The following is a 14103-nucleotide window of genomic DNA, read 5'->3' as shown; positions in this document are numbered from 1 at the left end:
AAGGGGGAGACGGGAAACGGGAAACGGGAAACGGGAAACGGGAAACGGGAAAGCGGAAGCCAGGAGCCGGAGGGCGGAAGCCGAAAGGTCGGCCGGGGGCCGGGAGCCGGGCGCCGGGAGCCGGAGGGCAGGCCGTGCCCCAAGTGCCCTGAGCCGAGCCCGAGTTACGTCAGCGACCCACCCGGTGCGACCGCGCGGCCGGTGCCGCCAGCTCGGACTCCAGCGCGTCGAGTCGGGAACGCACCGGTGCCGTCGGCCGTATCGCCGCGAGCGCCCGCCAGACGTCGAGGTCGTCCTCGCCCCACGGCGCGTGCGCCCAGTCCGCCAGCAGGTCGGGGTCGCGACGGGCGATCAGCGCCGTACGGAGGCCGTCGGCCAGGCGGGTCCTGAGCCGGACCACCGCCGGTGCCTGCGAACCGGGCAACAACGGACCCGTGTATGCACTCGCCGCTCCCGTGACCGCGCCCCCTTCCAGGCGCCGCTCTACGATCGCCACGTCGGACTCGACCGGTGACGTGAGCCGATAAGGACGCGAGGCGAGCAGGTCCGGGCCCAACAGTCGCCGCAGCCGCGCCAGTTCGGCCCGCAACGTCACCGGCGGCACCGACTCGTCCTCGTACAGCGCGCACAGCAACTCGTCGCCGGTCAGCCCCTCGGGATGGCGGGCCAGCAGTACCAGGATCTCGCTGTGGCGGCGGCTCAGCCTCATCTTGCGCCCGTGGAGGCACAGTTGGGCCTCGTCCCGGCCCAGCGCCGTCAGCTCGGGCCCGTCGGCATACGTCTGCTCCGGGGCGAGCAGCGCCAGTTGGGACTCGGCGGCCCGCGCCACCGCCTGCACGAAGCCCAGACTGTGCGGATGCGCCAGTCCGTTCCCGCCGGTGATGTCCACGGCACCGAGCACCCGTCCCGTGCGCGGATCGTGCACCGGAGCCGCCGCGCACGTCCACGGCTGCACCCGCCGGATGAAGTGCTCGGCCGCGAACACCTGCACCGGCCGGTCCACGGCGACCGCCGTACCCGGCGCGTTCGTCCCGACCGCGCTCTCCGCCCAGCGCGCACCCGGCACGAAGTTCATCAAGCTCGCCTTGCGCCGGGTCGCCGGATCACCCTCGACCCACAACAGCCTGCCCTGCGCGTCGCACACCGCCAGCAGATGCTCGCCGTCCGCCGCGAACGTGCCCACCAACTCCCGTATCAGCGGCATCACCCGCGCCAGCGGATGCTCCGCGCGGTAGAGACCCAGGTCACCGTCCGTCAGCTCCACACTCGCCGTGCCCTCGGGACCGACACCGGCCCGCGCGGAACGCCGCCAGGAATCGGCCACCACCGACCGCACCGGCTGCGGCACCGTACCCGCCACGGCGAACGTCTCGTGCGCCCGGCGCAGCACCCGCACCCGCTCGGCAGGGTCGGCCCCCGGCTCCAGGGCCACCCACGGATCGGTCAACTCGGCCTCCCCTGAGGTCGATCCAGCGACGATACGACGACGATATGGCGGCGATACCGCGGCGACACGACAGCGATACGGCGCCGCGACGGCTGCGCACATCGTTACTCCGCAGACGGATCCGGACAACCGTTTCGACCGGGGCCGACCCGAACGAACCCCATCGCGCTCGGAACAGACTCGGAACCGGCCCGGATCCACCTCGGCTCAGGCGAAATTGACCATCCTTATGTAACGCGTCCAGTCCCAGTTCGGCCCCGGGTCGGTGTGGTCGGTGCCCGGCACCTCGTAGTGCCCGATGATGTGCGCGCGGTCCTTCGGGAGCCCGTACTTCGCGCAGGTAGCCGCCGTCAGCTTGGCCGACTGCTCGTACAACGCGTCGGTGAACCAATCGGGTTGATCCACCCAGCCCTCGTGCTCGATGCCGATACTGCGCGTGTTGTAGTCCCAGTTCCCCGCGTGCCAGGCGACGTCGGCCTCCCGCACACACTGCGCCACATGCCCGTCGGCCGATCGCACGAGGTAGTGCGCGGACACTTTCTTCTGCGGATTCTGGAAGATGGACAGGGTGTTGGGATACGTCTCCTGTGTGACGTGGATGATCACGTAGTCGAGGGGATAGGTGCTGGGGCGGTTGGACGCCGTGTAGTTGGAGGTGCTCGCCGGCTGCCACTCGGCCCCCGGATAGTCGACGGCCTGGGTCTGCGCGCCGGCCTGTGGGTCGGGAAGTAACGCGTACGGTACGGCGGCCAGCGCGGCACCCTTGAGGATGCGCCGCCTGCTGGGGAGCGGTCTTGAGCGGTCCACTGCGGGTTGCCTTTCAGGGGCGTTCGGGGTGTTCGGGTCAGGGGTGTTCGGGGTGAGCGGCGGGCTCTCAGTGCCGGAATGCCGCCGCGGTCTCACGCAGCCGCGCGTGCAGTCCGCGATGCGTCTCACGCGCGGGCAGCCATTCCTTCCGGATCTTCGCCACACAGGTGTAGTTGGTGTCGCACACATTGGCCAACGGCGACTCGACCGCCTGAGTTGCGAACTGGTAGGCGTCCAGCTCGCTGAACCCGTAGTCGCGCACCAGCCAACGCACCAGGTCGAGCTGGGAGATCCGGAACGCGTCCTCCAGCGGGCGTGCCGAACCCGTCGAGATGATGTGAGTGTCCGACTCGATGCGCGGCCAGGGCGTGGCGACCCCCTTGAGCAGCTCCACGATCACCACGGTGTTCATCGCGCACTCGACGGCGACTCCACAGGTCTCGCCCTCACCCTGACGGGCATGCCCGTCGCCGAGGCTGAGCAGCGCGCCCTCCACGTTCACCCCGAGGTAGCAGGTGACGCCGGCCCGCATCTCGGGCGTGTCCATGTTCCCGCCGTGTGCGTCGGGCACCAGCGCCGAACGCACCTCCAGATTGGCGGGGGCCACGCCCACCGTGCCGTGCATCGGGTCGAGAGGCAGCTCGATCTCGATGTCGTTGTCCCGCGCGCGGAACAACGCCGTGCGGCGGGTCCGGTCCAACTGCCAGATCCAGACGGTCTCCGGGAGCGGTGGTTGCAGCGTCGCCGTGGTGTGGGTCGAGGTGAGCGCGCCGAAGAGGGGAACCGTGGTCGAGGCGGCCCAGTCCCGGGCAGGTTCGATCGACACGAAGTGCACGGCGACCGTGTCGCCCGGTTCCGCGCCCTCCACATGGAAGGGGCCGGTCTGCGGGTTGAGGAACGGGAACTCGCACACCTCGGACACCAGGTCCTTCTCGGAGCGCACCCGTCCGGCGAAACAGTCCTCCGTATACAGGTCGAGGACGGTGCCGGGCGCGATGCGCGCCACGGGCGGGGCGCCGCCGAACGTCCAGGCGTACTCGCCCGGTTCGGGTCGCACCGTCAGGATCCGGGGGTCGTTCATGGCTGTACTGCTCCGTTCTGCGGATGACCGGTGGAGACGGTTTCGTTGAGATGGACACGGGCGGTTTCGGCTATTCGCTCGGGGTGGCGCCGTAGCAGAACGAGCAGGACTACCACCCCGGCCGCCATCCAGATGCCGACGACCGGACCGGCGTAGGACACGGGAGCGGTCAGTTCGGTCACGAAGTCGAAGGCCGGGAGGCCTGCCGCGGTGAGCAGGGCGGGGACGAACGCGACGATCCCGAGGAGCGGGACCAGCAGGTGCCGGACCGGCTTGAGCAACTCGCGTCTGCGGCGCAGGAAGTAGCCCGCGCAGGCCAGGTTCACGACGATGTAGACGGCGATGACGACCGTGACGATCACCGTGGCCAGGAGGAGGAACGCCGTCACCGGGTCGTAGCCGAAACCGAGACCCAGTACGGCTCCCACCGCGACGACGGTCTGCACGGCGATTCCGGCGACGGGGGAGCGGTGGCGTGGGTGCAGTGTGGCGAGGATGCGGGGGAGTACCCGGATGCGGGCCAGGGCGAAGGCGGTGCGGGTCGAGACGGTGGCGCACGCGTTGGCGTTGGCGATCGTCGAGTTGACCACGGCGAGGAACACCAGCACCCAGAAGAGTCCGAACGACGCGCGTGCCACTCCCTCCCATGACGCGGTACCGGAGGCGCCGAATCCGCTGAAGCGGTCGGGCCCGAAGTACACCGTCATGGCGTAGGTCGTCAGCACGTAGAACAGGCCGATCCCGAGGGCCGCGCCGAGCACCGCGCGGTGCATCGTCCGGCGCGGGTCCCGTGTCTCCTCGGCGAGCGGTGCGGCGGCCTCGAACCCGGCGAACGCGAGCACCGTGTAGACAGAGCCGGCGAAGACTCCGCCGAGCCCCGAATAGTCCTTGCCGGTGTGCGAAGTGCCGAACACCGAGAGGGTGTTGTTCGCACCTGCCTTGGCGATCAGCCAGACGGCGAACACCAGGAAGACGAGGATCTCGAAGACCCCGAGGACCGTGCCGAAGCGGGCCGAGGCACGCGCGCCGAACCAGCCCGCCGCCGCGATGATCGCGGCACCCGCGAGCGTCCACGGCCACCACAGGCTCTCCGGATACGAGGACCACTCCTGGTGCAGGGTGCCCGCCGTGGTGAAGCCGAGTTGGAGGAGCAGAAGGGGTGGGATCAGCGCCTCCACGAAGACGTAGCCCCAGCCGACCAGGAAGCCGATTGCCGGATGCAGTCCCTGTGCCGCGTAGGTGGCCACTGAGCCGGCGGCAGGCAACTCCCGCGCGAGCTCGGCCACGCAGGACGCGGTGAACAGGCAGGCCACCAGAGCGATCAGCACCGACAGCGGCAGACTGCCACCCGCGAAGGCCGCGCCCGACGGGATCGACGCGGCGACCGCGGCCGCCGGTGCCATTGCCGTGACGCTTTGGAACAGCACCTCACGCAGCCCGACGGCATCCCGCCGCAGCCCCTGAACTGTCTCCCCCGACACGTGAATCCCCCCTCGTCCACCCGTGTTCACACCGGTATCGGTACACCGTCGTCACGACCCGACGGCTGCGCCTCGCGTGAATCACGGTACGGCGCTTGCAGGTTGGGCAGTAGGGCGTGCCGTGCTTCCGTGGACGACGGCGGAACTGTGGATAACTCGATCACTCGACCGGGTGAACTCGGCGGTGTTTCAGGCCTGTTCGGCCGCGATGTCCCCGGCTCGGCCGGCCACGATTCCCCCAGCCCGTTCGGCCACCGCCGCCGGGTCGTCGAGGACGGCCCGCACTACCGAGTGCGCGGCCCCCAGCAGCGGACCCTCCGGCCCCAGCCGCGACACCGACACCGGACAGGCGGGCCCCGCCGTGCGCCGCGCCAACTCGGCCTCCAGCGACGGCAGTAGCCAGGGCGCGAGCCCGGACAGCGCGCCCCCCAGCACCACCAGCTGCGGATCGAGCAGGTTGACCGCGCCGGTGAGCGCGATGCCGAGCGCCGTACCGGCGTCGTGCAGGGCACGCCGTACCGCCTGGTCGCCGTCGGCGGCACGTGTCGCGAGCAGACCGACCCGGTCCGCGCCGGGCTCCAGACCGGAGGCGCGCAGCACCGCCTCTTCCCCCGCGTACTGTTCGAGGCATCCCCGCCCGCCGCACGCGCACTCCGGCCCGTCCGGACGCACCGGGACATGCCCCAACTCGCCCGCGAATCCCCGGGTTCCGCGCAGCAGCCCCCCGTCGACCACGACCGCGGCGCCGATGCCGATCTCGGCCGACACATGCAGGAAGTCGCGTGGAGTGGTCCGGCCCAGCCAGAGTTCGGCGAGCCCGCCGAAATTGGCCTCGTTGTCCACAGTCGGCGGGAGTTCGGCGGGCAGCAGGGCGCCGAGATCTATGTCGTGCCAGTCAAGGTTCGGGGCGCGGACGACCGTACGGCCGTCGCGTGCCACCAGACCGGGCACGGCGACCGCGAGCCCGGCCGGCCACAGGCCCTCCGCGTCCGCCTCGGCGACGACCTGCCGTACCAGCGCCGTGAGTTCCGTGAGCACCGGCTCGGGGGAGCGGCCGCGGTTCACGCCGTGCCGTACGGCACGCGCGCGTATCTCGCCGCGCAGATCGACCGCGCAGACCGCGAGATGGTCGACTCCGATCTCCGCGCCGATCCCGGCCGGACCGCGCCCGCTGACGGCGAGCGCGGATCCGGGGCGGCCCACCCGGCCGGGCCGCTCGGGGCCCAGCTCTTCGAGGAGCCCCGACCGGATCAGCTCGTCCACCAGTGTCGACACCGCCGCACGGGTCAGCCCGATGCGCGAGGCCACGGCCGCGCGCGAGAGCGGGCCCTCGGCGCTGACCGTGTGCATCACGCGCGCAAGGTTGCGCCGGCGCATGCCCTGCTGGGTGTCGGGCAGGGCACGCCCGGACCCGGCGGGGTGCGCCTCGTGCAGCGGTGCGGTCATGCCTCCGTCAGTCCTCGGTCGGTGTGCGTCAACGGGCGTCCGGCCCCCGTTCGAGCAGCGGAGCCGCGTCGGAGAGTACCCCGGAGATCCTGGCCAGCGTCGCCTCGTCGCGCTCCACGGCGTCCAGCACCGGCCCGGCGGCCGTGTTCCAGCGCCGGGCCACCGCGGCCGGATCCTCGCCGGTCAGCAGCCCGGCGGCCTGCGCGGCGGCACCGAGCGCGACCAGCTCCTTCGCCTCCGGCACCTGGACCGGGCGCCCCGACAGTCGCCGTACGGTCTCCTGCCAGGCCGTGCCCCGGGCGCCACCGCCGATCAGCAGCAGGGGCGTGGTGCGGTCGGCGTCCTCGTCGAGGACCAGGTCGAGCGCGCCCAGCAGGGCGTGCACGGCGCCGTCGTAGGCGGCCTGGAGGAGCTGACCGCCGGTGGTGTCGTGGCGCAGGCCGTGCAGCAGGCCCGAGGCGTTGGGGAGGTTCGGGGTGCGCTCGCCGTCCAGGTACGGGAGCAGCGTGACCGAGGTGCCGGGTTCCACGGCTTCCCGGTCCAGGCCCAGCAGGGCCGCGACCCGGTCGACGGCGAGCGTGCAGTTCAGGGTGCAGGCCAGGGGCAGCCAGTCGCCGTGCGCGTCGGCGAAGCCCGCGACCGTGCCGGAGGGGTCCGCGGGCCGGTGCTTCGAGACCGCGTACACGGTGCCCGACGTGCCGAGGCTGAGCACGGGGACGCCGGGGCGGAGCCCGAGACCCAGGGCGGCGGCCGCGTTGTCGCCGGTGCCCGGCGCGACCAACGTGCCCTTGGAGAACGGCAGGTCGTGGCCATCGCGCACCGTCCCCGCCACCTCGCCCGGCCGCACCACCCGGGGCAGCAGCGCCGGGTCTAGCCCGACATGCCGGAGGATCTCCTCGTCGTACAACTCGGTTCCGGAGGCCCACCAGCCGGTGCCGGAGGCATCGCCCCGGTCGGTCGTGCCCTGTCCGGTGAGCCGCTCGGTGAGGTAGTCGTGGGGGAGACGTACGGCCGCCGTGGCGCGCACCGCCTCCGGCTCGTGCTCGGCGAGCCAGGCCCACTTGGTGACCGTGAAGGAGGCTCCGGGCACGCTGCCGGTGCGCTCGGCCCAGGCCTTCGGGCCGCCCAGTTCCTCGATCAGCCGGCGGGCCTGCGGCGCGGAGCGCACGTCGTTCCACAGCAGCGCCGGGCGTACCGGCTCGCCCTGGGCGTCCAGGGTGACCAGGCCGTGCTGCTGGCCGCCGATCGACACGGCCGCCGCCTCGTGGGCCGCGTCCCCGCACTGGCGCAGGGCCTCGCACAGGGCGTCCCACCACTGGCGGGGGTCGCTCTCGCGGCCCGCCCCCGAGGTGACGGTGTGCGGCGCCTGGCCGCTCGCGACGATCCGTCCGGTGGACACATCGACGACCAGCGCCTTCGTGGACTGGGTGGACGTGTCCACGCCGACGACGAGCGGACCCTCGGCTGCTGACATCGGGCTCTCCCTGTTTTTTCCGCGGCTCTGCGGGCTCTGACCTGGTGTTCTCAAGGCTGTCCGGGGTGCGGTGACCCGTACCCCACTCCTTCAGGGACACCTTGTCCCTTCCCAGAGCTGCGTGTGCATACTAATTTGTAAACCGCCATGACGAAATAGTCGCAGCGAAGCAACAAGGAGCCGCGTCATGAACTACCAGCCCACCCCCGAGGACAGGTTCACCTTCGGCCTTTGGACCGTCGGCTGGCAGGGAAGGGACCCGTTCGGCGACGCCACCCGCCGTGCCCTCGACCCGGTCGAGACGGTGCAGCGTCTGTCCGAGCTCGGCGCCCACGGTGTGACCTTCCACGACGACGACCTGATCCCCTTCGGGTCCTCGGACACCGAGCGCGAGTCGCACATCAAGCGCTTCCGTGAGGCCCTCGACGCGACCGGCATGAAGGTGCCGATGGCGACCACGAACCTCTTCACGCACCCGGTCTTCAAGGACGGCGCGTTCACCGCCAACGACCGCGACGTGCGCCGCTACGCCCTGCGCAAGACGATCCGCAACATCGACCTCGCGGTCGAGCTCGGCGCCGAGACCTACGTCGCCTGGGGCGGCCGTGAGGGCGCCGAGTCCGGTGCCGCCAAGGACGTCCGAGTCGCCCTCGACCGCATGAAGGAGGCCTTCGACCTCCTCGGCGAGTACGTCACCGACCAGGGCTACAGCATCAAGTTCGCGATCGAGCCCAAGCCGAACGAGCCCCGCGGCGACATCCTGCTCCCCACCGTCGGCCACGCCCTGGCGTTCATCGAGCGCCTGGAGCGCCCGGAGCTCTACGGCGTCAACCCGGAGGTCGGCCACGAGCAGATGGCCGGGCTCAACTTCCCGCACGGCATCGCCCAGGCCCTGTGGGCGGGCAAGCTCTTCCACATCGACCTCAACGGCCAGTCCGGCATCAAGTACGACCAGGACCTGCGCTTCGGCAACGGCGACCTGCGTGCCGCCTTCTGGCTGGTCGACCTCCTGGAGAGCGCCGGTTACGCCGGCCCGAAGCACTTCGACTTCAAGCCGCCGCGCACCGAGGACCTCGACGGTGTGTGGGCGTCGGCGGCCGGCTGCATGCGCAACTACCTGATCCTCAAGGAGCGTTCGGCCGCGTTCCGCGCCGACCCGGTGGTCCAGGAGGCGCTGCGCGCCTCGCGTCTGGACGAGCTGGCGCAGCAGACCGCGGCGGACGGCCTCAAGTCTCTGCTCGCGGACCGCTCGGCCTTCGAGGACTTCGACATCGAGGCGGCCGCCCAGCGCGGGATGGCCTTCGAGCAGCTCGACCAGCTCGCCATGGACCACCTCCTGGGAGCACGCGGCTGACCGCACGCACGCGTGCGTCACTCACGAGCCCGTCGGTGTCCGTGAGTTGTCGATCGTGACCGACCCCCGCGCGGAATGCTCCGGAATCATGCGATCCATGGCATGAGCCCGTATCAACCACCGCGCGGGGGTCGCGCCATGACCTCCACGAAGGCGACCCTTGACGGTATGGCCATGCCGCCCGTACCGCCTCGACCGCCCGGGCCACCGGACGCCGCCCCGCCTCAGGGAGGCGGCTTCGGACCACCTCCCGAAGACTTCGGGTACGGATCAGGAGGTGACTACGGGGACTACGGACCGCCTCCCCGCAGGCGCCCCCGTCCGCTGTTCGTCCTGCTCGCCGTGATCGTGGCAGCCGGGGCCGTCGCAGCCGTCGTGCTGATGGCCTCCGGGGGGCACGACTCACCGGACAAGAAGGCGCCCGCCGAGAGCAGTTCGGGCGCGAGCCGCAGCCCGTCCCTCACCCTCCCGACGAAACTCCCCACCAGCCTGCAGACCAAGCTCCCGACCGCGCTGCCGTCGAACTTCCCCTCGGAGCTGCCGAGCGAGGTTCCCAGCGACGTCGAGTCCCTGCTCCCGTCCCTGTTCGGCTGACTGCCACAGGAGTCGACGCGGACTCAGATGCCGTGCGGCAGCTTCAGGTACACCAGCGTCGTCTCGATGCCGCTGTCGACCAACCGCCCCTGCGCGTCGAACGCGCCCGCGCCGTCCGTCATCCCGAAGTCGTTGTCATTGATCAGGGCGAGCGTGTCGTGATCCACGCGCGCGACGCCCTCGATCTTCTGCGGCACCCCGGAGACGGTCCCCAGATCGACGACCAGCTTCTTGGCCAGCACCGGGACACCCGTGGCGGCCGGGTCGTCGAGCTGCTCCAGCGACGGGGACGTCGTGTCGTCGTCGTAGCGACCGCCGAGGATGTTCGACTTGCGCCCCAGCTGGACCAGTTGGAGCCGGGCCGCCTTGTCGGTGCGCTCCTCGACGAGCAGCCGGTCGTCGCCCACGGCGACCACCGAGGAGATCTTGAGCTCGGAGGTGTCGTCCTCGCTGGGGTCGACCACGTTCACCGGGTCGAAGCGGTACGCGTACTCCGCCGCGACCGCCTTCTTCTTCGTCGAGAAGCGCAGCAGGCGGGTGTTGAGCGACGCGTCCCCGGCGTCCCCGTCCGGCAGCGACAGCGGGCTCTGCAGGGCCATCACCAGGTCACCGCCGGGCAGTTGGGCGAGCCCCTCGAAGCCGCGGTTGATCTTCCGGTGCAGCAGGACGGCAGGCAGCGCCTCCACCACCGGGTAGTCGGCACCGGTCAGGTGCAGCCCCTTGGGCACGTACCGCGTGAGTACCTTCCCGCGCGCGGAGACATGCACCAAGGAGGGCCCGTATTCGTCGACGAGCCAGAAGGAGCCGTCCCCAGCCCGCACGATGCCTTCTGTGTCCAGCCCGTTCGGGTTGTACGACAGTGCGGTCTGCGCGTCGTAGGAGTACGGCGCCTCGTCGCGTCCTTGCTGGTTCGACAGCCCGGTGACGGCCTTCCCGGAGGACGTGGTGATCGGGATGGCGTCCAGGACCTTCACGGTGTCCCCGGAGACACGGATCTTCACGATCGCCGGGTCGAAACCGGGCACGGGGAACGTACGGCGCTTCGTCCCGGCGACCTTGATCTGGCCGTTGGGCCCGCGGTCGGTGATCGTCCAGAACTCGCCCTTGCGGCCGGCCGGGTAGATGTCGCTGCCGATACCGCCGAGGTTCACTCCCCGGTCGTTGTCCACCGTCCCGGGCAGCAGCGCGTTGCTGAACGCGCCGAGCGGGATGTCGCCGAGCGTCGCCGTCCGCGTGACATGGGCGGCCTCGGCCTTCGCGGGGGCTCCAGCGGCCGTACCGGCCGCCACGAGGGCGACCACCACGGCGAGCGGCACACCCACCGCGACGGGACGACGGACGCGGCGTCGGACGAGGTCGTGCGGGGACATCGGGCCTCCTGAGGACAAGTTCGCTGACAGCGGCCAGAGTTGGGCGTCATGAGGAACGGTGCTCGACGGCGAGGTGAATCCAAGGTGTCGGCCGCTTGTCGGGCGGGCGTGGTGTCTGCGAGGAGCCGACCGTAATTCGATCGCGTCCTGTGGCGCTGTCGGCTACACAGGGGCCGTGGACGATCCCTACCCGTCCGCCCGGCCACCGAGCACGAGTTCGAGACCTGGGCCCGCATGATCGCCGGCACCTACGGAAGCGACCTGTCCGACGAACAACTGGCCCACGAGCGAGCCGCGCCCGAACTGCCCCGCACCATGGCCGCGTTCGACGGCCCCGCACCGGCCACTCCGACCCACCGCCGACGCGGCATCCTCACGTCGCTGATGCGCAGACAACTCACCGACCTGCACACGTCCGGCACCGAGCCGATCGCGGCACTCCACCCCTCCGAAGCCGTCATCTACGGTCGCTACGGATACGGCCCGGCCACCCAAGGAGCACGCCTCCGCTGCGACAATCGCGCTGTCCGCTTCCGTCCCGGAACCGACTTCGGCGACGGAACCATCCGACTCCTGGGACGTCCGATGGACCTAGCTGCCCGGAGGAACACGGAGACGCGAGCGCGTCGCGTTTCGCGCTGCACCACGACGCGGGCGGCCGGACGACGGGATACGCCCTCTACCGGATCAAGCAGGACGCGTCAGGAGACGACGGGAACGCGCTATAGGTCCGTCGAGTTGGCGAACGCCTCCCGGCAGGCGTACGCCGCCCTGTGGCGCTTCCTGGCCGGTATCGACCTGGTCTCCTGGATCGAGTACGAGGGGGCGGTGGACGAGCCGCTGGCGCACCTGCTGACCGATCCGCGTGCCGTGCTGTCGCGCCGGTCGATCGCCTCTGGGTTCGCCTGGCCGGCGTGGACCGAGCGCCGGCGGCACGGCGTTACGCGGGGACGCTGGATCTCGTCCTCGATGTCGAGGACGCCTTCTGCCCCTGGAACACGGGCCGTTACCGGTTGGAGGCCGACCAAGACGCCGCCGTTTGCGTACGGACCCGCGCTCCGACCGACCTGCGGCTGACGGCGGCCGGACTCGGAGCGGCCTTCCTCGGCGGCACCACGCTCGCGTCCCTCGCCGGGGCCGGTCTCGTCGAGGAGCTGCGAGCCGGAGCCCTGTCCCGGGCGACGGCGGCGTTCCGCGCGGACCCGGAGCCGTTCTGGCGGACCGGGAGCCGTTCTACCCGGGAGGCTGGGCGTTCCCTGCGTACTGACGACAGCGGGTGGGGAAGCGCCTAGTGGGCGGCGCCGAACCACCGGGGGAGCCGACTGAACAGGTCCTCCTGGTCGTCACCGACCCACGCCACGTGGCCGTCCGGCCGGAGAAGTACCGCGGGTGCGTCCAGTTCCTCGCTGACGTCGACTACGTAGTCGACGCGATCCGTCCACCCCGCGACCGAGAGCTTGCCGGTCTGGTCGAGCAGGAGTCCTTGGCCGGTGCGCATCAACTCGTAGAGGCGTCCCTGCTTCAGCCTCACGTCGCGCAGCCGTCGGCCGAACAGGTCATGTCCCTCGCCGAAGTCGTAGCGGATCCCGACCGCGGTGATCATCTCGGTGACATACCGGTTCACCTCCTCGAAGTCCATCAGTGTCGAGAACAGTTCCCGCAGTGCGGTCGCACCCGGGCCGGTCCCCAGGAGCGTGATCTGCGCGCGTGTGTTGTCGATCACCCGGGCGCCCACGGGGTGTCGTTCGGTGTGGTAACTGTCCAACAACCCTTCCGGAGCCCAGCCGTTGACCGTGGCCGCCAGCTTCCAACCGAGGTTGAACGCGTCCTGCACACCGAGGTTGAGCCCCTGTCCGCCGGTCGGCGGATGGATGTGTGCCGCGTCGCCGGCCAGCAGGACCCGGTCGACCCGGTAGCGCTCGGCCTGCCGGGTGGCGTCGCCGAACCGGGACAGCCAACGCGGCGAGTGCACGCCGAAGTCGGTGCCCGCGACGGCCCGTAGCCGCTGCTTGAAGTCGTCGAGGGTCGGCGCGGTCGCACGGTCCTCGGCAACGCCGTCGGCGGGCACGATGACGCGGTACACGCCGTTCTCGCCCGAGCTGAGGCCGAACCGCAGTTGGGTCTTGCGGACTTCCTCGACGACCGCGGCAATCGTGGCAGGATCCTCGGCCACCTCCATCTCGCCCAGCAGTGTCTCGACCGTCGCGGGCTCGCCGGGGAAACCGACACCGAGGAGTTTGCGCACGGCACTGCGGCCGCCGTCGCATCCGACGACGTAGCGCGAACGCAACTGCGAGCCGCCCGCCAGCCCGATGGTCACCCCGTCCTCGGCCTGACTCAACCCGACCACTTCGCAACCGCGCCGGATCTCGGTGCCGAGTTCGACGGCACGCTCCTCCAACAGCCGCTCCGTGACCGGCTGCGGGGTGGCGACGCCGTACGGGTGAGCCGTGTCGGACCGATCCGGCCACGGCTTGACGATGCCTCCGAAGAGACCGCCCGCCTGGAACTTCTCACTGACCGCGAGGAACCGGTCGAGGAGGCCGCGCTGGTCCATGATCTCGACACTGCGCGCGTGCAGGCCCTGCCCGCGGGACTCCCCGGTCGGCTCGGTCAACTTCTCCAGCACGACCACGTGCACGCCGTGCAGCCGCAACTCGCAGGCCAGCATCAATCCGGTCGGTCCGCCGCCGACCACGATCACGTCAATCATCAGAACGTCCATCCAACGAGATTGGTTTCCGGTCGCCCGCTCGGCGGGACTGTGCTTCGCGGATCTTTCGTTTCCCCAGGTCCGGGCCTTGGTCGGCCATTCTGAGGGACGCCCAGGGCCTTGCCGCAAGCCCCCCGGTGGGCTATACCTTGGGTGTGGCAAGGAGTGGATGAGCTCCTTGTCATCGTGTTTTTCCGGGCACTTCTCCGTAAGCCCGGCCTCCGGGGACCGGGTCGGTGAGGGTGTCGTCAACCCCCCTGTGAGGACCCGGCTGACCCCCGTAGGGACACGGGGGGTGCCGCCATGGTCGCGACCGGTCACCGATTCGTACGTTTG

General features: G+C 70.7%; 11 protein-coding genes and 1 pseudogene. 4 read left to right on the top strand and 8 right to left on the bottom strand.

Annotated elements, in window-relative coordinates; all coding sequences use genetic code 11:
- Window positions 1–169: 169 nt before the first annotated feature.
- The 6 genes from OG588_RS06410 to xylB form a co-directional block, all read right to left on the bottom strand.
- The gene (locus tag OG588_RS06410; RefSeq protein ID WP_405946431.1) at window positions 170–1447 is read right to left on the bottom strand and encodes a GAF domain-containing protein; all 1278 of its coding nucleotides are present in this window, start codon (window positions 1445–1447) and stop codon (window positions 170–172) included.
- A 207-nt stretch (window positions 1448–1654) separates the two neighbouring features.
- Complete coding sequence (locus tag OG588_RS06405; RefSeq protein ID WP_405946430.1) at window positions 1655–2254, bottom strand: N-acetylmuramoyl-L-alanine amidase; 600 nt, start codon at window positions 2252–2254, stop codon at window positions 1655–1657.
- Between the two features lie 67 nt (window positions 2255–2321).
- A complete protein-coding gene (locus OG588_RS06400) occupies window positions 2322–3335 on the bottom strand; it encodes an acetamidase/formamidase family protein (protein WP_405946429.1) in 1014 nt (337 codons plus the stop codon).
- Window positions 3332–4816, bottom strand: a complete 1485-nt coding sequence (locus tag OG588_RS06395) for an APC family permease (RefSeq protein ID WP_405946428.1) — start codon at window positions 4814–4816, stop codon at window positions 3332–3334. The genes OG588_RS06400 and OG588_RS06395 overlap by 4 nt, the downstream gene beginning before the upstream one ends.
- A 189-nt stretch (window positions 4817–5005) precedes the next feature.
- Complete coding sequence (locus tag OG588_RS06390; protein ID WP_405946427.1) at window positions 5006–6262, bottom strand: ROK family protein; 1257 nt, start codon at window positions 6260–6262, stop codon at window positions 5006–5008.
- A gap of 28 nt (window positions 6263–6290) precedes the next feature.
- Window positions 6291–7736, bottom strand: coding sequence for a xylulokinase (gene xylB / locus OG588_RS06385; protein ID WP_405946426.1), 1446 nt, complete (start codon window positions 7734–7736; stop codon window positions 6291–6293).
- 187 nt (window positions 7737–7923) lie between these two features.
- On the opposite strand from xylB, the gene xylA reads away from it, so the two are divergent.
- Both xylA and OG588_RS06375 read left to right on the top strand, forming a co-directional pair.
- Window positions 7924–9090: a xylose isomerase gene (gene xylA, locus OG588_RS06380; protein ID WP_033278292.1), complete on the top strand. Its 1167-nt coding sequence runs from the start codon at window positions 7924–7926 to the stop codon at window positions 9088–9090.
- A gap of 138 nt (window positions 9091–9228) precedes the next feature.
- Window positions 9229–9684, top strand: a complete 456-nt coding sequence (locus OG588_RS06375) for a hypothetical protein (protein WP_405946425.1) — start codon at window positions 9229–9231, stop codon at window positions 9682–9684.
- Window positions 9685–9707: 23 nt separating this feature from the next.
- Here OG588_RS06375 and OG588_RS06370 read toward each other — a convergent pair whose 3' ends face one another.
- Entirely contained in the window at window positions 9708–11054 is a 1347-nt protein-coding gene (locus tag OG588_RS06370) for an esterase-like activity of phytase family protein (protein ID WP_405946424.1), read from the bottom strand.
- A gap of 234 nt (window positions 11055–11288) precedes the next feature.
- On the opposite strand from OG588_RS06370, the pseudogene OG588_RS06365 reads away from it, so the two are divergent.
- Window positions 11289–11867: pseudogene (locus tag OG588_RS06365) on the top strand (GNAT family N-acetyltransferase); the annotation flags it as partial.
- Between the two features lie 101 nt (window positions 11868–11968).
- Entirely contained in the window at window positions 11969–12346 is a 378-nt protein-coding gene (locus OG588_RS06360; protein WP_405946423.1) for a sterol carrier protein domain-containing protein, read from the top strand.
- Here the strand turns inward: OG588_RS06360 and rox are convergent.
- The gene (gene rox, locus OG588_RS06355; protein WP_405953061.1) at window positions 12343–13767 is read right to left on the bottom strand and encodes a rifampin monooxygenase; all 1425 of its coding nucleotides are present in this window, start codon (window positions 13765–13767) and stop codon (window positions 12343–12345) included. The genes OG588_RS06360 and rox overlap by 4 nt on opposite strands.
- Between the last annotated feature and the right edge of the window lie 336 nt (window positions 13768–14103).

Source organism: Streptomyces prunicolor (genome assembly GCF_045162825.1).
Lineage (GTDB): Bacteria > Actinomycetota > Actinomycetes > Streptomycetales > Streptomycetaceae > Streptomyces > Streptomyces prunicolor.
The sequence above is the reverse complement of the archived record's forward strand: the minus strand, read 5'-3'. Positions and strand labels throughout refer to the sequence as shown.

Bases quoted from the DNA above. Each gene is read 5' to 3' on its own strand.
- OG588_RS06400 (WP_405946429.1), bottom strand. From the start codon at position 3,335: ATGAACGACCCCCGGATCCTGACGGTGCGACCCGAACCGGGCGAGTAC.
- OG588_RS06390 (WP_405946427.1), bottom strand. From the start codon at position 6,262: ATGACCGCACCGCTGCACGAGGCGCACCCCGCCGGGTCCGGGCGTGCC.
- xylB (WP_405946426.1), bottom strand. From the start codon at position 7,736: ATGTCAGCAGCCGAGGGTCCGCTCGTCGTCGGCGTGGACACGTCCACC.
- xylA (WP_033278292.1), top strand. From the start codon at position 7,924: ATGAACTACCAGCCCACCCCCGAGGACAGGTTCACCTTCGGCCTTTGG.
- OG588_RS06375 (WP_405946425.1), top strand. From the start codon at position 9,229: ATGACCTCCACGAAGGCGACCCTTGACGGTATGGCCATGCCGCCCGTA.
- OG588_RS06370 (WP_405946424.1), bottom strand. From the start codon at position 11,054: ATGTCCCCGCACGACCTCGTCCGACGCCGCGTCCGTCGTCCCGTCGCG.
- rox (WP_405953061.1), bottom strand. From the start codon at position 13,767: ATGATTGACGTGATCGTGGTCGGCGGCGGACCGACCGGATTGATGCTG.